This is a genomic window from Phyllobacterium sp. TAF24 (assembly GCF_052113785.1).
Lineage (GTDB): Bacteria > Pseudomonadota > Alphaproteobacteria > Rhizobiales > Rhizobiaceae > Phyllobacterium.
Genome location: NZ_JBFRDN010000008.1, coordinates 29964 through 55164 on the forward strand (window position 1 = coordinate 29964; position 25201 = coordinate 55164).

Genomic DNA, 25201 nt, shown 5'->3' on the forward strand with positions numbered 1-25201 from the left:
AAGGCAGGCAATCCGGGCCGCCCCAAGGGCTCACGCAATAAGCTTGGCGAGCAATTCCTGTGTAATCATCTCGCCTTATGGGAAGCGAATGGCCCTGACGTGATTGATCGCGTCATTCAGATTGAGACCGTTGGGACATTATCGGCTCGGATAACATAAATTGCATTGATCGAGCTGTTTGGACGAATGACGCCGGTGGAAATTGAAGCATCGCAGCTTGCACACTCATCGTGCACGGCCGCATGAAGCCAGTCGGTTCATCTGCCCCTCAAACCCAGCTGAATTGGCATCGGGGTTGGTGTCGGAGGAATTGGAAATGATCTGTGGCCTGATGTTTTCTCCTGCCATTCCGCCCTTGTCCGGAGGGACAAATCAGGACATTTTGGCAGAAAGACTCCCCGAGTCGAAAGGTTCCAAATGCATAATGAATTCGCCGTGCTGAAACTGCAATCCGGTTTATCGGAAGAAGAGTTGTCCAATCGGCTTGGTTATCATCCGAGGCATATACAGCGTTGGGAATCGGGTGTTAAAAAGCCTCGAGCATCCGTAATACTTGCCATGCAGCGGCTTGTTCCAGTTATGGAGACTGGATCATCTGAAGGGGAATTCACATTCATAGACCTTTTCGCCGGCATTGGTGGTCTGCGCAAAGCATTTGACTCCGTTGGCGGACGATGTGTCTTCACGTCTGAATGGGATAAATATGCCCAGCAGACCTATCTGGCCAACAACCGGGATAATCGTCAGATCGAAGGCGACATTACAGCCATCGCCGCGGACGACATACCAGAGCACAATGTTCTGATCGCGGGCTTTCCATGTCAGCCGTTTTCGATCGCAGGCGTGTCTAAAAAAAATGCGCTCGGGCGTGCCCACGGTTTTGCGGATGAGGCACAGGGAACCCTGTTCTTTGATGTTGCCCGTATTTTGAAACATCACCGTCCGGAAGCGTTCCTGTTGGAAAATGTGAAGAACCTGAAGAGCCACGATAAGGGCCGGACATTTGCGGTCATAAAGAATGTGCTCGAAAACGAACTGGGCTATCACGTTCATGAAATGGTCATTGATGCCCGGCACTTCCTGCCTCAGCACCGGCAACGAATAGTGATTGTCGGTTTCCGTGATCCGGTTCCTTTCAACTGGAGCGACCTGAAGCTTCCCCAAAAGGGAATTAAACTCATGCGGGATATACTTCATCCCGAGGACGGGACGGAGCGCCCTGAGAGCCATTTCACAGAAGGACGCACAGCAGCAGTCAGTCAAAAGTATACGCTCACCGACAAGCTGTGGGCGTATCTGCAGAACTATGCAGCCAAGCATCGGGCTCAGGGGAACGGGTTCGGATTTGGACTTGTTGGGCCTCTGGACACCTGCAGAACGCTTTCCGCCCGGTATTACAAGGACGGATCGGAGATCCTGATCAACAGGGGCCCGGGCAAAAACCCGCGTCGTCTGACGCCGCGGGAATGTGCGAGACTTATGGGGTACGGCGATGACTTCAAAATACCCGTATCGGACACGCAAGCCTACAAGCAGTTCGGAAATTCAGTGGCAGTTCCTGTGTTTTCTGAGGTGGCAAGGATAATGAAACCGCATATTCTCAGCCTCGTCAGAAAGCAAGTCCCCGTAGATCTGGCAGGTTGAATTCAATAGACTTCCCCGACAACTGGATTCGGGGCAGAAATGATCGATTCGCTACAGACGCTTCTCCAACTGATGGCGGCGAACGGGGCCACAAAATTTTACGCCAAAAAACTCTCACCAAACGATAATTCCAAAAACCAGGTTTATCTCGGGGGAAACTACTCAGCCCTCAACATTCTGCCGTTCGGAAAAGTGGAGACCGATGCGGGGGAGAACGCGGGAGCCAAGCGCGACCGGGCGAAAGCGTGGCTAACATTCTTCTGGATTGATGAGCACGGTATGCATGAAGCGCCCGATGCCAAGCTGATCCTGTACCCGAAATACCCCGAGGTGAGGTTGTCAGGTTTCCTTAAAAGAAGCCGAGGCGCGCCGTCCGTGATCATGGCAAGCCGAAACGAGGGCCGCGTCCTTTTTCTGGGTACCACACCCGATGGCCGGATTCTGGCGCATGCGGTGGATTGTGAAAGCCCCCTGCGCAGGCAATTGGATGCCATCGGTGCGCCTGTCCAGGAAGGTGTCTTCATTGAACTGACAATTGATGCTCATGCTGTTGGCGACACAAGGGGGCAGCTTCTTGCCGCACTGCGCGCAATCCACGAAAGGTCATGGATACAATCGCAGCGTCTGGGAGCAGCACGTATTAAGCTTCCCTACACGGCGGTGAATGGTGGGGGCTATACACTCGAAGCTGAACTCGGAATATCTCCGAACGGCTACTCTGAGCCGGACTATCTCGGTTGGGAAGTGAAGCAGTATGCGGTAAAGGATTTTATCGGGAATGCAGCACAAAACCCGGTTACCCTGCTCACACCGGAACCGACTGGCGGAATTTATAAAGATCAAGGGGTGGAAACGTTTATCCGCCGCTTCGGTTACGAAGATCAGCGCGGGAGAGCTGATCGACTTAACTTCGGTGGAATCTATCGGATCGGAGGGGCTGCCAATTCAAACACAGGTGTCCGGCTTGGCCTTCTGGGCTTCGATGCGGAAAAGCAGGTGATCTGTGATATGTCGCAGGGCATTGCGCTTCTCACCGACGATGACACACCCGCCGCGCTGTGGCACTTTACGGGCATACTCGAACACTGGAACCGCAAACACGCTAAGACCGTTTACGTACCGTCAGTGAAACGGGGGCCACCCATAGAATACGCGTTTGGTAATATGCTGCAGCTCTGCATGGGAACGGACTTCGACATGTTCCTGAGAGCCCTTGCATCGGGGGTGGTTTATTATGATCCCGGACTGAAACTTGAAGATATTCACTCGGCGAAGCCTCGCTCAAAGAGGAGGAGCCAGTTCAGAGTCCGCCATAGCGATCTTCAAATACTGTACCACAAGATTGAAGAGGTCAGTGTAATGGCATGATAGAGCTAAGGGGCAATGGATAAAATAAGTCCGGAACGCCGCAGCGCCAATATGGCTCGTATCCGGAACAAGGATACGAAACCGGAAATGGTTGTGCGGCGCCTTGTTCATTCCATGGGTTATCGTTACCGGCTCCACCGAAAAGATCTTCCCGGCAAACCTGATCTGGTCTTTGAATCAAGAAAAGCCGTGATTCTGGTACATGGCTGCTTCTGGCATCAGCATGCCGATCCATCATGCAGAAACGCTGTCATCCCCAAAACGCGGCCTGATTTCTGGCGGGCCAAGCTAAACCGGAATGTGGAACGGGATCTCCGAAATGTGGAAGATCTGGAAAAACTTGGCTATCGTGTTCTCATTATATGGGAATGTGAGATACGGGATATCGCAATGTTACGTGAAAGAATTGGGGACATTCTCGGAGTGTGGCACGGATAGTTGGACTGCTGGACACAATTGCGGACCCTGACCGTCAGGGTGGCCGTTCATTGCGAACCAAAGCAACTTACCCGCTTCGAGGCAACCGTTCGCGGTCTGGAACGAGTTTATCCGCGTCGCGTATCTGATTTTTGCTCAGCATTCGCTGGCCAGAGAAAATCTTTGGCAATTTTTGTACCGCGTAATGTTCCGGGCCATTGAAAACGATCGTGCCTTTCGCATTTTCAAAGTCCAGATCGAAGAAAATCAGGTAGTCTGCTCTGGTTTCAGTTTGCCGAAAGGCGGGGCCTCGGCCGGTACCGGTAGCTTTGACTTGTACGGTGTTTTTACCATCCTTGGTGTAACCGTCGATCCCTTCTGTCGAGCTTGTCTCCACTAATTTGATACCAAACAACTGGACAGCCAAAGCCTCTCCCAAATCGCCAACCAAGTTTCCATCCAGCGTGAATTTCAATTCAACATCACACCCAATTTTAGTAAGCGTCTGACGGTAATAGGCGCGTAACGTGTTTCGCGCGTTAACTAGGTCGGCAATTTCTTTTGGTAGCACAAATGTATGCATGTTCCCCCCTTTTTCCCGTGTAGTGAATGATGTTCCATATGGGAAAGCAAGATAAGATCAGGGGAAGCTGGCCCACGATCTCAAAATTTCATCTTCAACCCATTTTCTTTGTCAGTTTCATCACTTAGCTTGAACTTAACTTCGGAATTCGGAGAATCTGGAAGTACAGCCAGTATGGGGACCATTTTTGGAACAGCTGATAAAAGAACTGAGGAAGTTTAGGGATGAGAGAAACTGGGCCCAGTTCCATACGCCCAAAGACCTGAGTATTTCAGTCAGCGTCGAGGCGGCCGAACTGCTGGAGCTTTTCCAATGGCGAGCCGAAACGAAACCTGTAGATGCAGAACTGACTGCAGGCATCCAAAACGAAGCGGCTGACGTATTTCTCTATCTTCTTCTGCTCTGCGACGCGGTTGGCATTGATCTTCTTACTGCTGCGAAAGAGAAGATCAGGCAGAACGAGCAGCGGTTTCCAGTGGTCAGTTCACACGGCGTTGCCAAGCCAGAGGATGTAACAAAAAACCGATGAACTCTGCAACTGACTACTATGTCTTTGAAAAGTGGGCGCAAGCCCCGATTTATGCCTTCGGCAGAAAAAACGAGACGGGTGTAGTTCCAACTGAAGATAAGGATGCCTATTGGCGCGTGTATCGTGAGCTGTATGACTCCGTTTCCAGTGTCCTCGATAATTCAGAACATAGCGGGCAACTTTTTCTGCGGCCGAAACAATACTCCCGGGAACGCGGATCAAGAGGGCATCGACCGGTAGATCTGTGGGTCTCTCTCTGCTTCAAAGGTGCGGAAGTTCTGGGTTTTATGCCCCAGATTTATGTCATCGCATCTGCACGTGGTCTGGAAGTCGGATTTGCTGCATCGATCGCCGAAGATGATTATTTTGATCCGAAGACAAAGGAACGCAATCGTTCGATCGTGCCCTTTATCAATTCGAAACTGCCTCAGCCGGATGACCAGATGGTTCGGAATCTGGATGACATTCTAAAGCAGCAGGGCGGGTGGCACTTCAATCTGAAGACTCGTTTGACGGTCGGTGACCAGGGATTCAATGCCTTTGGTTCAATGGCCCAGATGTTGGGATACCTGAAGAGTGATGGAGAAGACACGGGGTCTGGAACAATCTGCAGAATTTTTGATCTGCACGAGATAGCAGACGTCAACTTCGCTGAGGAATTCCGTCTATCGCTCGAGAATTTTATACCGCTTCTAGCCAGATGTGCACCAACTTCTTGGGACACCGAAATACGGTCAGCGCAGAATGTCGTGGGCAAGTTGGCCGACGAAGTGGAATTCGATCCCGCCGACAGAACAGACGGTCGTCAGAAGGTCTGGACGGAACTTGCCCGCAGACAGGGGCAGGCGGTCTTCAGAAGAGATTTGCTGGAAGCTTATGAAGGTGCCTGTGCCATATCAGGAACGGACGTCAGCGACGTTCTGCAGGCCGCGCACATTCTACCTTACAACGGCCCGAAGACGAACCATGTTACCAATGGCCTGCTCTTGAGAGCCGACATTCACAACCTCTTCGATCTGAAACTGATCACCATCAATCCCGAAACAATGCGCGTGCAGGTATCTCCACGTTTGCATGGAACAATTTATTGGGATTTTGACGGGAAGAGCATCGTGCTACCTGAAAAGCCAGTGCACCATCCCAATTTGATGGCATTGACAGCTCATTTCAATGCTTCCGCCCGATAAGCAACTTACCTTAAGTTCGCGGTCGGGATGTTACCGCCTAGCCGGTGTTTGTTTGCGTTGAATAGCGCCGGCATCTCCATGGGCAAAGTGTCCGGTGGAAATACAGATCTAAGAGGCAAAGCAATGGAAGCAACGAAGCAAGTGTGGCTTCGCGCGTTTTGGGGGTTCAGTCCGGAACATGAAGGATACTATGGCTTTACTTTTGACGCCGTTCGGAAACGCTTCCTCAGCAAGGCTAAGGATGGTGACTGGGTTCTCATATACGGCGCTGTGAATGAACACACAGCCACAGATGAACTACGTCAGGCATTGGGCTTCTTGGAACTTACAAATAAACCTTGCATGGACGTCGATCGAATGTCCGATACTGCAGTCAACCGACGACGCGATGGGAAATTTGCCCATCGCTGGAATTTTGGTCTGGAGGTTAGGAAGGCATGGCGGTTCGAGCACAATGTACGCATTCAACATATAGCTCCTGAAGCGTACGCGAACAAATTTCGATACGAACGGACAAGTTGCGGAGTTCTCTTAAACGCATCTGAAACAACGCGTGCATTGAGCTATCCAATAGTTCAGGTGAATGTCTACGGTGAGCCGCTAATCAACAACACGGACCTGGAAAGTGGGCAAGCACAAAGTATCTTCAGGCCGTCAAAGGGAATTCCGCCGTCATTTGGGTTAAGATTAATTGACGCGGAAGACGGGGGAAACAGTATTTATTTGATGCGATTTTCTGGTGCAGCTGAGGTATTACTCGGATCTAGGCCCGCCTATTCAGGAAAAACTATTTTTAAGGTGGGGAGAAGCAATGACCCTAAAAGAAGATTATCAGAAATTAACGGTGGATTTCCTGTGCCTTCTTTAGTGAAGTGGGAGCTTCTGAATACCCATCTATATCCCGATGGACAGACAGCCCATGATTCAGAAACCAATCTGAAAGCCTCCTTTGACCAGAGCTTTCTCAGTCTGGGTGGCGAATTCTTCCTTGGCGGTGAAAGCGACGTGCAAAGTTCCTTTCTGCGGCATTGTTCGAAGTCATCGATTGTGATGATTGGTGCTCCAGGAAAAAATAAGAAGCTAATTTGAACAATCCCAGCGATCAATTCGCCGTTAATAACCGGGCTGCGGTCGAAATGCGTACTGGGTTTTGATTTCCAACTTGGTAATTCTAACCAACCTTCCAACGATTGTTGGGTGGTGAAGGAAATTGATTGGCAAAGTGCAGTTACTCTGAATGAAGTTGCGTCATGAACTTGCCGAAACTCAGCGCCAATCTAAACGCCAAACCGTATTCTTCGGCTTCTTCGATTGGCTCGGGTTCACCCTCAAACGATACCATCTCGTGGTCGATCAGGAATATCTCACCGTACCGATCTTCGCGCAGGCAGATCATCAACGGGTTTCCGCCAGCGTCACTTCCAAAGCACAGCAGATCGTTGGGCAGGGGATACCAGCCCGGCTCTTTCAGTTCATGTTCAACATCTGCAAGACCGCCCATCCTTCTTACAACTTCATTTCGGCCGTCTTCGTCGCTATAGGTGGCAGCCAGACCAAGTATCGTTCCGCCTCCGCTCAGCTTTAGAAAGTCGCAATAGTCATCCGGCAGCTTTGCGCCAAGGGATTGCTCGAATGCAGCTATCTGTTCGGCCGTCGCTGGAGGGTTGCCGTTTCCATTAATGATGCTGATAAGCTCTTCAACTGTCATGTTCTGTCCTATCTGTTCCAGAGCGCATACTCATATATGGAGCGTCACGTTTCAATCCGAGATCATCCTACGACCCGAATGTAACGCGATCCAATGTCCCATTGCTCCTCCCTCCCTTCATTGCATTTTTCACTCGAATTACTGTATGAGTGATTTATTCCAAGCTGCGCTGCTGGGGATGCGGATAATGAACCGGATACTGCCTGCCTGTTTGGGTGCGCATTAGCTGGTGCCCCTCAATTATCAGGATGAGATTCATGGTCGGGAAATTTCTGAAGCGCGGCGCGATCATTGATACGATCAAAAGCGAAGAGCGCATCAACTCTCAGCAAAAACGAACCGGGCCTACGCGGTATCATGTCCGGGTTACTTCATGTGGTTGCCCGGACGAAAACTGTGGCGCGTTCCATGTTCCCGTGACAGAGCGTCCACTTCCAACAGATGCAGAAGCTGCAGATACACTGGCAAGGCACAATCGGGAACGTAAGGCCGCGAAGAAGGGCACCCGGTCATCCGGTGTAATATGAAAGTTGATTGGATAAGCAACATTGCAGATGGATCAACCCATTCTGAGCCTCGTTGAGATCACGCAAGTCGTTCATGATTTAGCTGCGACGATAGGTGTGCCTTCGAAGTATCTGCCTACATTTGGGGCCACGGCCGATTTTGGCAGGCCCCACATAGAAATCTCCAGTATCTATCATTGGGTTGTGGTCGAACGTGGAACGGAGCGGGAGCGGCGTTCAACAATCTCGTTGGATGAGCTTCTATATTGGTCTCTTAAATCGGCCACCTTCAACATGGCATGTGATTTTGAACTGGAGCACCGCCGCCCGGACGAAGATTTCAGGCGTCAGTTGTTCGCAAAGCATATCGAATTGATGTCATCGCTGAATCACGACTGGGGACAAGCGCTCTCGGATAAATATGACCGCATTATTCATGCCCATCCTTTTGACGATGGATGATTAAATGTCTTGTGGACGCTTCCGGCCTCTACTGACGCTGAAATAAGAAGAAGCAAAATGAATATCTCATCATTGTGCATCTTCTGGCGTTAGGACAGTAGAGGGTGTAGTTTTGAAAGTGTATACCTCATTATGATCGCGGGCTGGTCGGCTTGGCGAAGTTCCGAAGTGCATTGGCTGGGGAGGGACATCATGGCCGAATTGAAGCATGTGTGGACGAATAATAATGTCTTTCAAGCTGGTGGGACCACAGTTCACTGGACATGGAAAGTTGGTGAAGATGAACACTACTGGGGGTTCTGTGTCAGGCCGCGACAATTCAACAGTGACGCCGAGATAGTTCAGCAGTTTACAACATCCGATAATGGAAATGCTTGGTTTGAGAATCTGATTGTCAGAACCAATACAGGTAACCTGTTTCGTTTCAGTGCAATTGCGGTGGTAGGATCATGAGAATAACAGCTGTGTATGACAAGAGCGGAGCTATCCTAGCTGCAGTCGAAATAGATGATCACTACAGCGGGCCAGTTCCAGTTGCGAGCGCCACCGATCATTCTGTCAGGACATTTGATGTTCCCGAGAGGATGAGGAAACTCCAGTTTGACGAAATTTGCTCTGGTTTGCGCGTCACAACTGAAAAGGATCAACACGTACTTGCGGAAAAGGAAGGACATTCTCACAGATAGATCACCAACGGATTACCGTCAGCGTCGTTCCAACGCTGTCACAATTAAGCCAAGTGATCCGAACACCTCTTGCTCGTGATCACCTAGCCCAATGGACACGATTTCAATAACAGTGCGTGTGCCAGGAGGGGTGTCAGATGGCAATTCACCGATCAACTGGATTGGTAGCCGTTCACCCGGTTGGAGAGTGATGCGGCATTGCGATCTTCTAGCAAGCTCTTGTCGTACCCTCTCATTTAGTCCGCCCGTTTCAAGTTGTGGCATTTTTAATCGTGTGGTGAGGGACGTCTCCCTGCGGACTCCACCAAACACAGCGGCCGCATCATTAAAGTAGCGTAGTTCTCTTAACTGAACAGACAATCGCTCAACTCGCATGGTTTCCGCCCTTTGTACACGTTCAAGCATGGGAATTGCTTCTCGGGCGACTGAACGTACAGCAATCTCAAAGGTAGCAGCGCGTTTGAGTGGATTGCCGGCCCAAAATATGAACTTGAATGGCCGCCCAATTGTGGCGGACACGTCATTGATGTTTAACTGTGCCCAATGCCGATCATTCGTCGGATTTACGATTGTCGAACTGGAGGTCGCTTCCAGTGGGCTCCAGATATTGACGAGCAAACACACGTGGGCCGGAGCTGAGGCCGGAATTATACCAACTATAGGTTGCGTTCTCCTCACTCCGCCACCTGTCGGTGCGGCGACGGTAGATTGGCCGAAAAGGTTTAAAGTGGTAAATCCGGTCGACGGGTCGGACCACCAAACTCTCACATAGACTGGTGTGGATAAAGTGCCTGAACCCCAGTTTGCGACATCTACGGTCACTGTCGTGTCCGCGCCCCGAATAAAGTTGTTCTTACCAGGCTCTCCGTTAACAATAACCGACGGGCATAACCAAGATACGATACTGGCATTGAGTGGTCGCTCAATTCCTTGTCTACCCATATCGTTATTAAAATACGGAATCACCAGAAAAGCGCTGACATTTTGATCCGGTCGATTTCCCTCGTTCCCTTCGGAGGGACGGGGCAAAGTGCGCGGGCGTTGGTTCAATGACTTAGCTTGCACCTGTCTACTCCGCTTCATAAGGAAGGTTTACGACTGAAAGTACGGTGTCGTTGATTGATGTGCCTGCAGCAACTTCCCAGCAGGGATGGCGATATCCGCGATCGGCGTCGAGGTCTTCGTTCTGAGAATGAAAATCCCCTCGCATGATCTGTCCGAGTAAGTCGTGCCCTATCAGGGCCGCACTTCGCTGTTGATCATATGACCAGTAGACGGCGAAGGAAACAGGTGACTGGTTAGGCGGATATTGAGCATTGGCAGCCGTAGGTTGTTCGGTCGTACTTACGGGATAGAGATGATAAGTGTTTTCAGGAGAGTTCTCGGCTTTATGCGGCCAACCTGTGGCAGCAGGTGTCGTGAGGAACTGTTGATATAAGGGAGAGGGCATCAGTAGTTCGTCGGGATAAATTAGTCCGGTCACGGAGAGAAATGCGGCGGCTGCATCGAAGCCTTGCCACAGCATCATTTGAATGGAGAAAAGTTCCAGCGTTATATGCCCGGCCGCCTCTGGATCGGCCATTGCCGTCAGTTGCTGTTGACTGACGCTGTTTGGAGCGCGAGGGTCTGGCTCCTCTGATCCTTGGAGGGCATCGAAGAAATCTGAGACTACGCATTTGTGCCCAGTCGTCCATTGACCAATGCAATAGATCAAAAGGGCAATTAGGACGACAACGATTAGTAATATAAATGCGAGAATTGCGAGGCACGCATTGCCGCTCTTCTTTTTTGAATCAGACTGCGAGGGATCGCTTGGGGTCATGTCCGGGTCGAGATCGATCCCTCCTTCTACAAGTGGATCACCAGCATCGCCTATCCCTGACATTATTGACAATAGTCCGCCTTCGTCACCGCTTTTGGACAATTCAAGCGGCGGCGGTTCGGGAAGCGGAAGTCGCTGAAATTTATCTAACAAAGTGAGATGCTGAACAGTCCGCCGTAAGCCCAGATTCCAGTCTGGAGCATCCCGATTAGGCCATGATGCGGAGGCGGCCTTCTGCAGGCAGTCAGCCAAATCGGCGGGATACGCGTAGTCGCCATTCGCATTTACAAAACTGATCTGTTTTGCAAGCTCCGCGGTAGACGGCGTTTTTAACAAGTTGTGAAGCCAGGATCCGACAGTATTGCGGGCCAATCTGTCACGATAGCGATGCGTRCGGCGAGGCCCTCCCACCACTGATCCAAGATACGCAGAACCCGCAATGTTTCCGCTATAACTGCTTAATGTTCCCAAAGCGAAACTCTTGGCGCGGGGTGTCTTCGCATTCTCGAAAACATTCCGTACAAAAGCATCAGTTCTGCGGCCTAGAAAAACATCACGCCACGTCCAATCCTTGGCGGGAACGTCAGCTTGCCTCGGATGGGGCGTAAGATGTGGCAAAGGCGAGATTGCCGCGTGAAGATCATCCACCTCGGCACTAATCTCCAGTGCACTCGAACTTAGCCCCTTTACTCGATCCATAGCAGATTGCGCAAGCTGCAATGAGTTCGGTTCAGTGGGCTTCAGGAGGGCCTTCTCCAACTCTTGACGTGCAAGACCCAACTCATCATATAGAGCCATCCCGCGCGCCCAGAGATCGGCCGCATTTTCAAGTAAATTCAGCTCTGTTCCATCAGATGCAGCATGGTCAACAACCAGGCCTGTAAGGGAGCCAAGAACAGCAGCGTCTGGTTCGGTCTTTGCAGTCGAGCAAAGCTCAGCGATTTTTGCCGCTAGAGTGGGGTCACCCACTGCCATTGGTGGAAGGGCGGCCAACAGGCCATTCAGTACCGTGACATGCGCATGATAATCCAACATACCGCACACCTTGAATTGAGGTTACAACGATGGGATCAACAGCTATAAGTCTGACTAAAAGAATTATGACAATGTAATAAGGGGTGTATTGAACACTACACTATTTATTCTAACTGTCGAGTCGCGCGTTTGAATATGTTTTTTGTTTATGCTTATCTGTCGTTCCATTATTGTTTAAGACTTTGCTCAGGTTGAATTCTGCGTGCTCCATCAGTCGGATTTCATTTGCAATTCACAGGGCAGAATATTCCTTCAGCTAGGATTAAAAATTATCATTGAGCCGCAACAAGTGATTTGCGGCGGACTGGCCAACCTTCGTTATAGGGAATACTCGCCGAGCGCATGGGAAGAGCATCACGGCTTCCCATCTAGGGAGGTTTATGGCCAAAATATAGTGCGCCAAAAATACCGTTTGCTTCGCTTTTCTGCATTGGTGATAAATCGAGTACTTTCAAAGGAAAGACTTCCAATGGGTGCTAATTCTGGCGTGATCGATATGGCCGCAAATCTCGACGTTCTATCCCAGTCTAAACTGTGGGCGTTTGGTAGCGTCGGACGAGTGCTATTCATTGTTGGGCTTTTGCTGTCATCGACGCTAATAGTCAGCGCAGATGACATGTCCGACGCCAAAGATGCATTTGGTCGCCACGAATATGTGAGAGCATTCAATTTACTGTCTCATCTTGCAGAAGACGGTGATGCCGAAGCCCAAATTCAATTGGGCGCCATGTACTATCACGGGTTCGGAACCATTGCAGACAAGAGTGCAGCATTCCGTTGGTATGTGAGAGCCGCTGAAACGGGAAGCAGGTTTGCCCAGGCAGCCGTTGGTCGGGCATACCAGACAGGAAACGGAGTGGCACCCGATCTGGCGCAGGCTGTGAAATGGTACAGGGTGGCAGCAGAGAACGGTGAGCTGTCTGTCCAGAGAGAACTTGGGCAGATGTACTATGACGGTAACAGTGTCGTTCCTCAAGACAAGAGCAAAGCCTTTTACTGGTACAAGCGAGCGGCTGACCAAGGTGAACCGGGAGCTCAGGCTTTGTTGGGCTGGATGTATCATCAGGGTGAGACTGTGCCCAAGGATTTGCGAATGGCTATGGAGCTTTTGACACTCGCAGCAGAGAAACAGGTCGTATTTGCACAGGTTAATCTCGCATACATGTACCGTGATGGTGAAGTGGGAGCGCCTGATAAGAAGCTCGCGGCTGACTGGTTTAATCGTGCAGCTCAAGCTGGCGACGCCATCGCTCAAGCAGCACTTGGCTCGATGTACAGAGAGGGCGATGGCGTACCGATCGATAGTGCCAGGGCATTGAATCTTTTCAGATTGTCGGCAGAACAGGGTAATGCATTTTCGCTGACCACTCTCGGGGTGATGTACAGAGATGGCGAAGGAGTGCCTATGAACATTCCTGTTGCGATAGACTTTCTCCGAAAGGCTTCCAGTCAGGGCGATGTCCGTGCACAGATCAACCTCGGCAACATTTATGCCCACGGTGAAGGTGTGAAGCCTGATGTGGTGGAGGCAGCTAAATGGTATTGCAAAGCCGTCCTGAAAGGTAGCTTCGTAGCGAAGAACGCGCTTGCTCAACTGTCGAAAGCAGAGGCGTTCAAAGAAGCTAAGGCAACGCCAGATTGCGCGCCATCTGCGAACTAAAGGCCACTGTGAATAACCATTCTCAGGCCCATCCTGACTCACACGATGGCAAGACCGGGTTGTGGATGAACTATCGGTGTAACCTGCCCAAGATGATTGGCTCGTAACAGCTATCCAGCCGCGGCACGATCTCGAGTATCTCTCCGACTTCATAATTGGCTTCCAACGAGCCCAGATGTGAAGTCACATCACAGTCGAAAGTCTTGTTCTTTGCAGTACGTGCGTACTTGATGCGGCCACTTATGCCCACTGGGAAGCCGCTCTTCGCATCTGTCACTACCCATGCTTCCAGTATCTCTGCCTGAACATGGGGATCTCGTGCAATTCGTTTCTCGTTTATCTGTCCTCGAATGTATAAAACGATAACAACAAGAACGAGAAATACGCCCGGCATAAACCAGAACAGGTAGCGTCCGCCTGTATCGAAATTGCTGCTCATCAACAAGACCCGGAAAGATTGGGGAGGCGAAATCGTGGCGATGCTTCAATTCCCGACAATTAATAGCATCCACTTCTGCGTCACTCTATCAGCACTGGCTTCCTTGAAATCCTTGTAGGGCACGCGACCATCCAGATAGGCCTTAAAGAGCTTCTTGCAGTAGACACTCGGTGCGTCCCGCACAGATACCTTTAGCAAGGATGCCCATATTGGCATTGCGGGCGAACTCTTGCCCTTCACGAGGCAAGCGTTGAACTGCTTCGAATAGAAAGATGAATCCTGTCGCATTCGTTGGAGGCCAAGTTCATAGCCGGTTTTGGTCATCGACTGATTATATGTGTTGCTTGTGGAACAGCCTGTGATGGCTATTGAAAAGAATACGCACAGAAACGCGACCGACGATCTCATATTCACCCCCCAGTGACAGTTTCCAGATTGGAGAGTGATTCAACTGCGAACGCAATACATGAGCCCGATCCGATTGGGTTTGTCAGGTGGGAAAACTGATGGCTGATGATCGCCGAAACAACGTGAAGCCTACGGGAAGGGGAAATCCACCTGTAGAGCATCAATTCAAACCGGGAAATCCGGGCCGTCCCGAAGGCTCACGCAATAAGCTTGGCGAGCAGTTCCTGAGTGATCTACTGGCTTCATGGGAAGCGAATGGCCCTGACGTGATTGATCGCTTCGTTCGGACTGGAGCTAGCCAAGTTTGAGCCCGTCGACCCCGCAAAGATAAATCAGCCCAGCATACTGCGATTGTGGCGTAGATAAACATTGACGCTCAAGCTCATGATGTCTAAGGGGCCATGATTGGTCAATTGTACTATCTATGACCAAAGTTCGATTTGGGGTAGGGCAACCAATATGGCCAAAGTTATGAGAGACATTCTTGCGATTTTTCGTCTGCTGATCGTCGCAATGGTCGGTTTCTTGGTCTTCACAACAGCAGTCTATGCCGCCACAGAATTTGATAGGCAGTGTCAGAGGCTTCTGCCATTGGCTGACAATTTTGCCCGAAAGTGTCTGACGGAAGCAGTCCCATTCTCGCGCGTGCATAATAAGACGGGCAGTGAAGAATTCCGGGTTCTGTTCAGTGACGCCTATCCTAATTCGCATTTCATCATGGGATGCATGGTAGACTGGCAAAATCAGCTCCGGTATGTCGGAATGTACTACAAGACTTCAACGGATCAGCTGCCGATTTTCAAGAGCGATCAGATCGGTGCAGTGGATTATCAGGCAAATGTCGGGCTAGACGTCGCAGGCCGCAAACAGGTCCTGATTGCCATTCATCAATTCATTACCGACCTGATACCAGCGCGTTTTAACGCTGTAAGTAACTGTGAAAAGGGCAGCATTGATGGCAGTCGGATCACAGAAAACAACCCTGTCGTTACGTTTGACGACAGTGAGAAAAAGAGGCTCACATACTGTGTCTCAAGCTCCAGTAATGCCTGCAATACCTATGAATACAAACAGTATTTCGAGACTGGCCATGACGGTCCAATCATTGCAGCGCCTGCCTTTGACAGCTTTTTCATCACCGCCAATGGCGGGCTGATCGCCACGGATAAATATTACAACGCCTATTGCGGCAGTTCAATGCCGCCCGTCTATGGGGTCGAAGGCATTATTCAGGAAATCTGCCGCCCGCCACTTATTCCCGCCCGCACAACCAAAACCGTTCCAGTCCAGAGCAAGTAAATAATGTCACAACCAGTTCTTTTGTCTGTCGTCTTTCCCAATCTCAATATCGGCGGAACCGATGGTACGGGTGGTATCCCCACTCTTGGCCATGGAGGATTCATTGCCGTGAATGAAGACGGCAAGGCTGCCTATTACGATTACGGCAAATATGACGCGACGATCAGCAATTCCATTTTCACGACACGCACAGCAGACGAAGGCAATATCCGCAAATTTGATATTCTGACGCCGATGACCTTCGATCAGGCAGGCAACGTGACGGCTGAATCGCTGAAATCGGCGATGAATGAAGTCATTGCGAGCGGGCCTTTTTCGCGGTTCGGCGATATCGGCCGGGTATCCATCGGTCAATTCAAGATGGAACCCAATAGTTATAATGCGATGATGTCCTTCATTACGGATAAGGCGGCAACGATCAATGACGGTAAGGCTGCCTATGACCTGCTCAACAACAATTGCATCGATTTTCTCTATGGCGCAGCCAGATCGGCCGGCCTTCAGATTAGCTCTGCTCAGAATACGCCCGGCACCAATGTGCCCTCGCTCAGCGATGTGAAAATAGAACAACAGGCACAAACCCGCTGGGACTATTACAGCCCGAAATCTTGGACGGGCAGCAATCTCGATTCAACCGGCGCGGATGTAGACAATCTTGGCGCGTCGCAGAGGCGGGCGATTGTGGACAGGCTCTGGCAGGCTGCACGTGCTTTTGGAGACAATGCAAAGTCCTTCCTCGAGACATATGGCCAGTCTGCCATGGAAAGCCTCATCAAATATGAGGTCGATCCGCAGACAAAATCCACTTCACTAACCCTCTTGGACGATCACAAGCGGCTGTTGTCCATGACCTCGCTTGCATCCGACGGTTCCATCAAACACACAGAAATAGGGTCAACAGGTCGGGCCATCCGCGAGGTTTTGCTCAATCCTGACACGCTATCGGGCGTCAGCAATCAATTCAGCCCCGACAACAAGATCATCGACAGCAAGATCTGGCATCAAGACGGTAGCACCGTGAAGCAGATCTATGATCCTATTTCCGGCAGGAAAAGTGCGGAAACACAGTTTGATCCGAATGGTGTTGTTAGGTCGACGTCAACATTTAACCCAACTTCTGGCACGCCAACGTCGACTACGAAGTATGATGTCCGTGGCGTCAAATTTCAGGATATCAAATACAATCCGGACGGCTCACGTGTAGAGAACCATTTTGACACGAGCAATACACAGCCTTGGAAGCAGGCTGAGCAGAGATTTGGCACCGATGGCAAGCTTTCTTACCAGCAAAACACTAACCGCGACGGATCGCGTATCGAGTGGGCTTACAGCCCACAGAGTGGTCAGGCAACGTGGGAGCGCAAAGTTGCTGCTGATGGCTCGCGCGTGGATCGTAATCTTGATCCTGATAATAAGGCTGCATGGTCGGAAGGCATCTACCAGTATGACACCCAGAATGGTCTAGTCCACTCCACCGAAAGGAGCGATGACGGTACCCGGTGGGAAAAGAATTTCGATCCCCACAATCAATATGGCTGGAAGCAAGGAACGTATCAGTACAATCCGCAAAACCAGCTGACGAACTCATCGGAAGTTTCCGACGATAACTCGCGTACAGAGAGGACGTTTAATCCCCAGACCGGTCAAGCGACGGTTGCGGATAACTTCAACAGTCAGGGACAACATACCTATCATAGCGACATCAACTCAGATGGCTCGCGAACGGATTCAGCCATTGATCCGGCAACTGGACGAATTACACAGGTTGACCGATTGAACGCGGGCAACCAAGTAACCAACCGCTCATTGTTTAATGCCGACGGGTCGCGCGTAGATATTGATTTAGATCCGACAAATGCTGCTTCTTGGGCGCGCGGGGAATACACTTATAATCCAAGCGGTCAGTTGATCGGCCGCGACGTCACTATGGATAATGGGAGCAGGGTTCACACCGATCTCGATCCTTCGAATGCCGCTTCATGGAAGGAAGGGGTCTACGAGTACGGTACTGACGGCAAACTCTGGAAACGCACTGTCACGATGGATGACGGTCAAACACAAGTCGAAGACTACGATCCGGGCAACACAGCGCCTTGGAGCAAAGGAACCTATCGATTTAACGCCGCTGGACAGATGTTGACCAGAGTAGTCGATATGGATGACCAATCTCGCACTGAACAGACATTTAATCCGACAACGGGCAAAGAAACACTTCAGCGCCAATATGACTCAAACGGGAAACTCACTTACGACAGCGAGCAAGCAAAGGCGGAAGAGTTGCGGGCTGCACAGGCGGCTATTGCTGCTTTAAAAGCGGCAGAAGAGAGACGTCTGAAGAAGGCGGCAGCACAACAGGCTCAGTACGAAGCGGATTTAGCACGCTTCCGGCAACAATCATTGGACTATTTGGCCCAGCAACAGGCATTCCTTAGTCAGCCCACTAGCCCGAACAGACCGACAGTATTGCCTCCGGTTGGCCCACCCCCAGCGTCACCACCCCTCGTGCACATCGCTTTTACTCCGCAGCCATTCCCTTTACCTCGATTTGTTGGGTCAACCGGAGGCGGCACGGGCGGTGGTGGGAGCAGCAATCCGCAATTCGTCAGTTCGAGCTGGCATCGGTTGGATATAACAGTAGGCAGTCAGAGCACTTCCGGCCGTTTCCGTGATGACCATTATAACAATGGTTCATACGTCAGATATTACGACAATGGCCATGTGACCGTTTACGATAAAGATTCAAACGTACTGGGTGAGCTTGACGGGGGACCGACCAATATTGGTAGCCCCAATAGCCCACCAGTCCTCCTTGATCTCGATGGAGATGGGCTGATTGATCTGCGCCCTATTGATCTAACCGCACCCGACCAGATTAGTGGTCCTCATTTTGACTGGAATGAAGACGGAAAGCGGGACGGTACTGCTTGGGTTGGACCAAAAGACGGTTTCCTAGTAATCGATCTTGGCGGCGATGGCAAGATTGATCAGGCACGCGAATTGGCGTTTGCCTTATGGAAGACAGATGATCAAATCGCGGCCGAAAATGGGCATGCGGTGACTGATCTGGAAGGTCTGCGTTACGCCTTTGACACCAACAAGGACAATGTGCTCGATAGCAATGATCAGCGCTGGAACGAATTTCGGGTATGGCAGGATATAAATCAGAATGGCATCTCTGATCCGGGTGAGTTGAAAACCATGTCAGAGGCCGGGATCAAGTTGATCAATCTATTGCCGTCCGTCCAAGGAGCAACGCTATTCGCCGACGGATCAGCTATCACAGGAACTAGTTCATACGTAATGACTGACGGAACAACTCGGCTTGTTGGCGATGCTACTCTGACCTATCGCCCCTCAGTTGGTACGGCATAGCCTTTTTGAGGCGGCGTTGGAAAACGCCGCCTCAATGTTTTGTATAAAAGAATTTAATCCTTTAAATAGGATCAAAGTCTGATATGCTCCTGCTCGGATGATTTGATGTTCAGTGCGGACCTATGGACAGGGAACACTCGCCGGTCAAACCCAGCCCGAGCATCAGCTTGCGGCAGATGGAGATTTATCGGCGAGAGCCCGGTATACATCCAACCACTGAGGCCGATTAAGGTGCATCCTGATATTTCTTCTTGTTTAGCTTCTTCTGATTGATCTTTTCGATCTCTGCGTCATCCAAGCTTTTGAATGGTCCGACAAGCTCTGTCTCACTGCCCTCTCGTTCAATGGCCACGTAGAATAAGCCAAGACTAGTCGTGATATGGATAAGAGGCTTTCCGGTCTTTTTCTTACCCATTTTTGTCGCCTTTCACGTTTGAAGATGCGCAATAAACAGTTATGTGGCTAACAAATCAAGAGGCAGTTTGTTCCACTTTTTTGATGCACCGGGCAAATGGGCGAGTGCATGGGAAGAGCTTCACGGCTTCCCGCCATGGAAAGCTATTCACCAAATTTCAGATGGAGTAACGGACCTAAACCGTGAACGGGTACAGTGTAGCGACCGAGGCCCTCTTAGGATTCTCGCTATCGTAGCGGCAGAGTAGGGAGAGAATCCCTTAGATGCCTTGGGGATGCGAAACCGGTCAGTAGCCAAGCCTTTGCGCCTGACAAATACCAGCCCCAGACAATTTATGCGGAGTGGAGAAGCGGTCTATCTCGTCTGGCTCATAACCAGAAGATCATCGGTTCGAATCCGATCTGCCGCAACCAGATCAGGACGGCGGTGCTGAAAGCAGAAGTACCTTCAAGACGCCGATTTTACGAGGAACTCGTAGACGGGCAAAAGCTCTTTTGAGCCGTTTGGATAAATGTAGGATTCACTATGGAATTTAACGAACGTTATTCGGAATCTTAATGAGCAGATTTTAAACTCTCTTTCTTCGCCAAGGGCAAAAAATCTAACTTCCGCGAATCTCTCATCTGAATCGTCCAGCAATGTTCCATAGACCTTCCATTCATTTGCCTTGGCTTCATCGTCATTTAGAAAAATCTCGAGACGCGGATTTTCTCTTTTTTCAAGATGATAGGCCAGCTTGAATATAAGGCCGTAAGCCTCGGCATAGACCGTGTTGTAAGCTTCATGCCTAAGGCTGATCTTCTCAGTCTGGCTATCGTCTTTCGTGTGCTCTCTCATCAGTTTGCCCGCCCTTTCTGGCACGAGACAGTAAACCGCGCATTTTTCATTTGGAACACAATATGCGCTACGTTCACTTCGTGGGCTTCAAGGGAGAGGAATATCACTCAGCCGTCAAAGTGTTTGGCAAGCCTCATTTCATCCATCGCGAATGGGATTTGAGGGCACAGCGTGAGATTGCCGACAATGACATCGTGGTCTTCGCGACTGGTGCGCATGATCGGGAGCCGCGCTGCAAGAGCTTCAATGATTTAACCGAGTAGGATGCATTTATGCGTTGGAAGCCAGAACCAGCATTTGATGATTCAACCTATTCGATTAAATGATCTTAAGTTGGACGTCGGACGTCGGAATTGCAGCTTGTGGCGAGGGTGCGCAAAGAAAGCGAACTGAGTTTCATGATCATGATTGAAGACGGTGACGTAATGTATATGCCCGCTGATCAAAAGTACTTCATCCTCTAAGAACGAGCCACCCTGAACGTACTCTTCAACGATATTAAAATTCTTTACATCGAGGTTGACTGTAAGCTCATCGTTAGCAGCGAGGGTAGACCAAACCTTTAAATTCAGATCATCGAATCGTATTGATCTCTCGACTTGCCCAAGCTTAACTTTTTGGGCCATTGCCCCCACTGCAAAATGAGACGCCGGAGTTGACCCAGTGTTCTTGCAGGTGAGAATGATGCTTTTAGCTCCACTACCTAGTTCGAGTTTGCTCGCGTGAACGTAGGCCTGAATCTCATACTCCCCGATCTGTCGAGCGTCTGTTATGGCTAGTCGTGTGTGAGACAATGAGCGAAATAGCCCAAAGAGCGCAACTGTACTTACAACAACACTCAAAGCCGAAACCAGAACAGTCCAGAATGACCATCTAGCCATGGAGCGTTGCGCAAACAAATCGAGCTCTTCGCGCTCTTGTTGAAGAACGGCAGCATTCTTCATTCGAATGTCAGTTTCAGTGTAAAGTTGAGCGGTTTCACGGGATATGTCCCAGATGGTCATGGCAAATAGGCTAACAACCACAACAATAAACAGCGCCGCCACAGTTCTCCCGTGCTTGCCAGTCGGTATCAATTTAATTCCCCCGTGTTTTAGGACAATCAATCGTGTCACTCACAGGAAAGCAAGAGGTCTTTGCCCGCACTTATGTCGAGAGTGGCAATGCTTCGGAGGCATACAGAACGGCATATGTCGTGAAGCCTAACACCAAGCCAGAAACCATTTGGCAGGAGTCATCCCGACTGCTCGCCAACCCCAAGGTTTCCGCAAGGGTGAAAGAATTGCAGGACGAGGCGAAACTGCTCACTCTCGTTACAGTCGAAAGCCTCACGGATGAGCTTGAAGAAGCACGCAAGTTGGCGATGGCCGATGAGAAGGGCGCAAGTGCTGCTGTTGCTGCTGTGATGGGCAAGGCAAAGCTGCACGGCCTGCTGATCGAGAAGAATGAACACACCGGCAAGGGCGGCGCGCCAATCGAGGTACGATCTCTTGCAGACTTCTACGGCAACCTTAAACCCGGCGCTTCGTGATTTCTGGATGACCCCGGCGCGCAACCGGGTTCTGTATGGCGGGCGATCAAGTTCCAAATCATGGGATGCTGCAGGCTTCGCAGTGTTCCTTGCCACCCAATGCCGGATCCGTGTTCTTTGTGCCCGCCAGTTCCAGAACAAGATTGCTGAATCCGTCTACACGCTGCTCAAAATCCAGATAGCGCGGTTCGGTCTTAGCAATGAGTTCGTCATCACTGAGAACTCCATCAAGCATAAGCGTACCGGTTCGGAGTTTATGTTCTATGGCCTGTGGCGACACATCGATGAGATCAAGTCACTCGAAGGCATAGACATCTGCTGGATCGAGGAAGCCCATAACCTCACGGAAGAGCAATGGGACATTCTTGAGCCGACGCTGCGCAAGGAAGGCTCGCAGTTCTGGATCATTTTCAACCCGAGGCTGATCACTGATTTTGTCTATCGCCGGTTCGTTTCAAACACTCCGGCCGATACGGTCAAGCGCAAGATCAACTTCGACGAGAATCCGTTCCTTTCCGATACCATTATCAAGGTTATCAATCGGAAGAAGGAAGAGGACGAGGAAGAGTACCAGCACATCTACCTGGGCGAGCCGCGCACCGATGATGATGCGGTTATTATCAAGCGGTCTTGGATACTTGCCGCAGTTGATGCTCATAAGAAGCTCGGCATCGAACCTGCAGGTGTCAAGCGTGTCGGGTTCGATGTTGCAGATAGTGGCAATGATAAATGCGCAATGGTTGCTGCACATGGGTTCCTCGCAACGCACGTGGACGAATGGAAGGCGCGGGAAGACGAACTTCTGAAATCTGCCGGAAGGGTGCACGCCACCGCAAGGCAACTCGAAGCTTCTATTGATTACGATAGCATAGGTGTTGGTGCTTTCGCCGGCGCACACTTTCAAGAGCTCAACGTCGAGCATAAGGTCAAGGTCCAGTATTTCAGATTCAATGCAGGTGGTGGCGTTCTCGATCCGGCTGACCGGATTGATAAAGACGATCCGAAGTCACCCATGAACAAGGATTTCTATGCCAATCTGAAAGCGCAGTCATGGTGGGGCATCGCCAAGCGCTTTCGAGATACATTCAATGCTGTTGAGCAGGGGCAAGAGTTCGCTCCGGACAAACTTATCGCGATATCGAGCGAATGCGATCATCTCGATCGTTTGATTGATGAGCTTTCGACGCCACGCAAAGACTACGACAACAGCGGGAAATCAAAGGTCGAGAGCAAAAAGGACTTGGACAAGCGGGACATCCCGTCGCCAAACCTTGCTGATGCTTTCGTGATGGCTTTTGCCAAGCGCACAACCAACAAAGGCGCCCCACTGTTTGGTACATACGGAAATCAATAATGACCGAACAACAGCCAAATAGCACGAGCAGTGATTACGATGCCATGTCTTCATATTGGACAATGGTCTCAACTATCCTTGCCGGTGCGAACGCTATGCGCGCAGCGAAGGCCTATCTGCCGAAGTTCCCGAACGAGACGGAAAATGATTACGAGTTTCGCCGGAAGAACAGCAAGTTCACCAATATCTTTCGCGATATCGTTGAAAACCTTGCCGCAAAGCCATTTGCCAAGGAAGTCGCACTCAGTGACAAAGCATCGGATCGCATCAAGACGCTGACCGAAAACATTACGGGGCAGGGCGATCATCTGAACGTCTTTGCCGCCAACTGTTTCTTTCACGGCATTTCATATGCAATCGACTGGATCCTCGTCGACTACACAAAGAACGTGCCAGCAAACGCAACCATTGCCCTGGAGCAGGAGATAGGTGCCCGTCCATATTGGGTACGCGTACCAGCTCAGAACCTCCTAGCTGCTTATTCCGAGATGATTGGCGGTGTTGAGACCTTCGTCCATGTCCGCATCAAGGAAGATGCAAAGGTGCGGGAAGGTTACGGCGAGAAGACTGTTGAGCGTGTCCGCGTTCTCAATCGAGAGTTGGCGCGAGATGAAAAGGGCGAGGTCGTCAGCGCGGCGGACGCTACATGGGAAGTGCTTGAGAAACAGACGGAAGCCACCGGAAAGGAAACATGGGTTCCTGTCGGTTCGGGTCCGATCACGATCAAGGTCATTCCGCTTGTTCCATTCCTGACGGGTCGCCGTCTCGGTCATTCTTGGCAGGTTGTTCCTCCACTGCAAGACGCGGCCGATCTCCAGATCGAGCATTATCAGCAGGAATCAGGTCTGAAATATGCCAAGGAACTGACGTGCTTCCCAATGCTGGCTGGTAATGGCGTTACTCCGGCAGAAGGCCCAGACGGCAAGCCAATGGCGGTTCCGGTCGGGCCAAAGTCCGTCCTCTATGCCCCGGCCAACGGTGAAGGGAAGCACGGCGAATGGAAGTTCATCGAGCCCTCTGCGGAATCGCTGAAGTTCCTTGCCGGAGATGTCAAAGAGACCGGCCAGCAGTTGCGCGAGCTTGGCCGCCAGCCTCTCACTGCACAGACAGGCAATCTCACGGTCGTAACAACGGCGTTTGCTGCCCAGAAGGGCAACAGCGCAATTCAGGCATGGGCATTCAACCTCAAGGATGCGCTTGAAAATGCAATGCGGCTTACAGCGCTTTGGTTGAACGAGACAAATGAAGCCGAAGTCACTGTTCACACTGACTTTGACGTTGAAACCGATAGTGTCGACGCAATGAAGGTCGTTCTTGAAATGAAGAAGGATAGCCTGATTTCGCGCGATGCAACGATCAGCGAGGCCAAGCGCCGGAATATCCTCTCTCCGGAGTATGAGGCCGAAGACGACATGGAACTCATCCTTGGCGAAATACCCGGCGATGACAATAACGATGATGCGACCGGAGCGATTTCCTTAAGGCGAAATTCGATTTCGGCATGAGTCACAATATCATGCCACTGCATTTTTTCGCGTAAATCAGCGAGACGATGTATGACTCGTTTAACAGAAGTGCGGTTGAAATACTGATGAACACTGGAACGATCGTCTCGGCATCGTTTATGGATTTACCAGCTTGAACGAGGTGGAGTTCACCTTCTTTTCTATACAAGCGCGAATGCCCACCATAGTCGAATATGGGTTTGTGTTCGTCCGGTTTGTGAATCTCATTTCTCACGCCGTAGTAAGCCGAACATTCAAGAAGTTTATATGCGCTTGTAAGCGAGTAATCGGCGCGTTCTTGAGAAATTGCCGATGTGGTCATACCAATCGCTAAAATTACAATACATGACCGAACTCGCACGAAAAGTCTCCGCTGTTGGTCCTAAGCATACGGTAGGGTTTTCCGCCAGTCTATGCTCGATCTCCAAGCTAAT

The 25201-nt window shown here is 50.6% G+C and carries 24 protein-coding genes and 1 tRNA gene; 17 read left to right on the top strand and 8 right to left on the bottom strand.

Going from position 1 to position 25201, the window contains the following annotated elements:
• Nucleotides 1-417 precede the first annotated feature (417 nt).
• From dcm to AB4Y96_RS09160, 3 genes are read left to right on the top strand one after another with little or no spacing between them, the layout of a single operon-like run.
• Nucleotides 418-1644 (top strand): DNA (cytosine-5-)-methyltransferase, encoded by a 1227-nt coding sequence (gene dcm / locus AB4Y96_RS09150; protein WP_441916819.1) that lies wholly within the window; start codon nt 418-420, stop codon nt 1642-1644.
• Nucleotides 1645-1683: 39 nt separating this feature from the next.
• Nucleotides 1684-3012, top strand: a complete 1329-nt coding sequence (locus AB4Y96_RS09155; RefSeq protein WP_441916821.1) for an MvaI/BcnI family restriction endonuclease — start codon at nt 1684-1686, stop codon at nt 3010-3012.
• A gap of 15 nt (nt 3013-3027) precedes the next feature.
• Nucleotides 3028-3450: a very short patch repair endonuclease gene (locus tag AB4Y96_RS09160; RefSeq protein ID WP_441916823.1), complete on the top strand. Its 423-nt coding sequence runs from the start codon at nt 3028-3030 to the stop codon at nt 3448-3450.
• Between the two features lie 67 nt (nt 3451-3517).
• On the opposite strand, the gene AB4Y96_RS09165 is transcribed toward AB4Y96_RS09160, so the two are convergent.
• Nucleotides 3518-4012 (bottom strand): DUF6998 domain-containing protein, encoded by a 495-nt coding sequence (locus tag AB4Y96_RS09165; protein ID WP_441916824.1) that lies wholly within the window; start codon nt 4010-4012, stop codon nt 3518-3520.
• A gap of 187 nt (nt 4013-4199) precedes the next feature.
• Between AB4Y96_RS09165 and AB4Y96_RS09170 the strand changes: the two genes are divergently transcribed.
• From AB4Y96_RS09170 to AB4Y96_RS09180, 3 genes are all read left to right on the top strand, one after another.
• Nucleotides 4200-4541 (top strand): nucleotide pyrophosphohydrolase, encoded by a 342-nt coding sequence (locus AB4Y96_RS09170; RefSeq protein ID WP_441916826.1) that lies wholly within the window; start codon nt 4200-4202, stop codon nt 4539-4541.
• Entirely contained in the window at nt 4538-5728 is a 1191-nt protein-coding gene (locus AB4Y96_RS09175; protein ID WP_441916827.1) for an HNH endonuclease, read from the top strand. Before AB4Y96_RS09170 ends, AB4Y96_RS09175 begins: the two co-directional genes overlap by 4 nt.
• A gap of 123 nt (nt 5729-5851) precedes the next feature.
• Entirely contained in the window at nt 5852-6817 is a 966-nt protein-coding gene (locus AB4Y96_RS09180) for a hypothetical protein (protein WP_441916829.1), read from the top strand.
• 139 nt (nt 6818-6956) lie between these two features.
• On the opposite strand, the gene AB4Y96_RS09185 is transcribed toward AB4Y96_RS09180, so the two are convergent.
• Complete coding sequence (locus AB4Y96_RS09185) at nt 6957-7436, bottom strand: SMI1/KNR4 family protein (protein ID WP_441916830.1); 480 nt, start codon at nt 7434-7436, stop codon at nt 6957-6959.
• Between the two features lie 554 nt (nt 7437-7990).
• On the opposite strand from AB4Y96_RS09185, the gene AB4Y96_RS09190 reads away from it, so the two are divergent.
• Both AB4Y96_RS09190 and AB4Y96_RS09195 read left to right on the top strand, forming a co-directional pair.
• The gene (locus AB4Y96_RS09190; RefSeq protein ID WP_441916832.1) at nt 7991-8404 is read left to right on the top strand and encodes an Imm63 family immunity protein; all 414 of its coding nucleotides are present in this window, start codon (nt 7991-7993) and stop codon (nt 8402-8404) included.
• A 192-nt stretch (nt 8405-8596) separates the two neighbouring features.
• On the top strand, nt 8597-8857 hold the full coding sequence (locus tag AB4Y96_RS09195) for a hypothetical protein (RefSeq protein WP_441916834.1): 261 nt from the start codon (nt 8597-8599) through the stop codon (nt 8855-8857).
• Nucleotides 8858-10159: 1302 nt separating this feature from the next.
• Here AB4Y96_RS09195 and AB4Y96_RS09200 read toward each other — a convergent pair.
• Complete coding sequence (locus AB4Y96_RS09200) at nt 10160-11947, bottom strand: hypothetical protein (RefSeq protein ID WP_441916836.1); 1788 nt, start codon at nt 11945-11947, stop codon at nt 10160-10162.
• Nucleotides 11948-12149: 202 nt separating this feature from the next.
• Between AB4Y96_RS09200 and AB4Y96_RS09205 the strand changes: the two genes are divergently transcribed.
• The gene (locus AB4Y96_RS09205) at nt 12150-13607 is read left to right on the top strand and encodes an SEL1-like repeat protein (RefSeq protein ID WP_441916838.1); all 1458 of its coding nucleotides are present in this window, start codon (nt 12150-12152) and stop codon (nt 13605-13607) included.
• A 70-nt stretch (nt 13608-13677) separates the two neighbouring features.
• Here the strand turns inward: AB4Y96_RS09205 and AB4Y96_RS09210 are convergent, their stop codons facing one another.
• Nucleotides 13678-14046: a hypothetical protein gene (locus AB4Y96_RS09210; RefSeq protein ID WP_441916840.1), complete on the bottom strand. Its 369-nt coding sequence runs from the start codon at nt 14044-14046 to the stop codon at nt 13678-13680.
• Between the two features lie 506 nt (nt 14047-14552).
• On the opposite strand from AB4Y96_RS09210, the gene AB4Y96_RS09215 reads away from it, so the two are divergent.
• From AB4Y96_RS09215 to AB4Y96_RS09225, 3 genes are all read left to right on the top strand, one after another.
• On the top strand, nt 14553-14762 hold the full coding sequence (locus AB4Y96_RS09215; RefSeq protein ID WP_441916842.1) for a hypothetical protein: 210 nt from the start codon (nt 14553-14555) through the stop codon (nt 14760-14762).
• 151 nt (nt 14763-14913) lie between these two features.
• Nucleotides 14914-15753 (top strand): hypothetical protein, encoded by an 840-nt coding sequence (locus tag AB4Y96_RS09220; RefSeq protein ID WP_441916844.1) that lies wholly within the window; start codon nt 14914-14916, stop codon nt 15751-15753.
• A 3-nt stretch (nt 15754-15756) separates the two neighbouring features.
• Entirely contained in the window at nt 15757-19125 is a 3369-nt protein-coding gene (locus AB4Y96_RS09225; protein WP_441916845.1) for a hypothetical protein, read from the top strand.
• A 226-nt stretch (nt 19126-19351) separates the two neighbouring features.
• On the opposite strand, the gene AB4Y96_RS09230 is transcribed toward AB4Y96_RS09225, so the two are convergent.
• Entirely contained in the window at nt 19352-19540 is a 189-nt protein-coding gene (locus tag AB4Y96_RS09230) for a hypothetical protein (protein WP_441916847.1), read from the bottom strand.
• Between the two features lie 335 nt (nt 19541-19875).
• On the opposite strand from AB4Y96_RS09230, the gene AB4Y96_RS09235 reads away from it, so the two are divergent.
• Nucleotides 19876-19953: transfer RNA gene (locus AB4Y96_RS09235), tRNA-Met, on the top strand.
• Between the two features lie 34 nt (nt 19954-19987).
• On the opposite strand, the gene AB4Y96_RS09240 is transcribed toward AB4Y96_RS09235, so the two are convergent.
• Entirely contained in the window at nt 19988-20377 is a 390-nt protein-coding gene (locus AB4Y96_RS09240) for a hypothetical protein (protein WP_441916849.1), read from the bottom strand.
• 62 nt (nt 20378-20439) lie between these two features.
• Between AB4Y96_RS09240 and AB4Y96_RS09245 the strand changes: the two genes are divergently transcribed.
• Nucleotides 20440-20640, top strand: coding sequence for a hypothetical protein (locus AB4Y96_RS09245; protein ID WP_441916851.1), 201 nt, complete (start codon nt 20440-20442; stop codon nt 20638-20640).
• Between the two features lie 42 nt (nt 20641-20682).
• Here AB4Y96_RS09245 and AB4Y96_RS09250 read toward each other — a convergent pair whose 3' ends face one another.
• The gene (locus tag AB4Y96_RS09250; protein ID WP_441916852.1) at nt 20683-21423 is read right to left on the bottom strand and encodes a hypothetical protein; all 741 of its coding nucleotides are present in this window, start codon (nt 21421-21423) and stop codon (nt 20683-20685) included.
• Nucleotides 21424-21485: 62 nt separating this feature from the next.
• Between AB4Y96_RS09250 and AB4Y96_RS09255 the strand changes: the two genes are divergently transcribed.
• From AB4Y96_RS09255 to AB4Y96_RS09265, 3 genes are read left to right on the top strand one after another with little or no spacing between them, the layout of a single operon-like run.
• The gene (locus AB4Y96_RS09255; protein WP_441916854.1) at nt 21486-21908 is read left to right on the top strand and encodes a terminase small subunit; all 423 of its coding nucleotides are present in this window, start codon (nt 21486-21488) and stop codon (nt 21906-21908) included.
• On the top strand, nt 21823-23262 hold the full coding sequence (locus AB4Y96_RS09260; protein WP_441916856.1) for a PBSX family phage terminase large subunit: 1440 nt from the start codon (nt 21823-21825) through the stop codon (nt 23260-23262). The genes AB4Y96_RS09255 and AB4Y96_RS09260 overlap by 86 nt, the downstream gene beginning before the upstream one ends.
• Complete coding sequence (locus tag AB4Y96_RS09265; RefSeq protein ID WP_441916858.1) at nt 23262-24767, top strand: DUF4055 domain-containing protein; 1506 nt, start codon at nt 23262-23264, stop codon at nt 24765-24767. The genes AB4Y96_RS09260 and AB4Y96_RS09265 overlap by 1 nt, the downstream gene beginning before the upstream one ends.
• Nucleotide 24768: 1 nt before the next feature.
• On the opposite strand, the gene AB4Y96_RS09270 is transcribed toward AB4Y96_RS09265, so the two are convergent.
• On the bottom strand, nt 24769-25089 hold the full coding sequence (locus AB4Y96_RS09270; protein ID WP_441916860.1) for a hypothetical protein: 321 nt from the start codon (nt 25087-25089) through the stop codon (nt 24769-24771).
• Between the last annotated feature and the right edge of the window lie 112 nt (nt 25090-25201).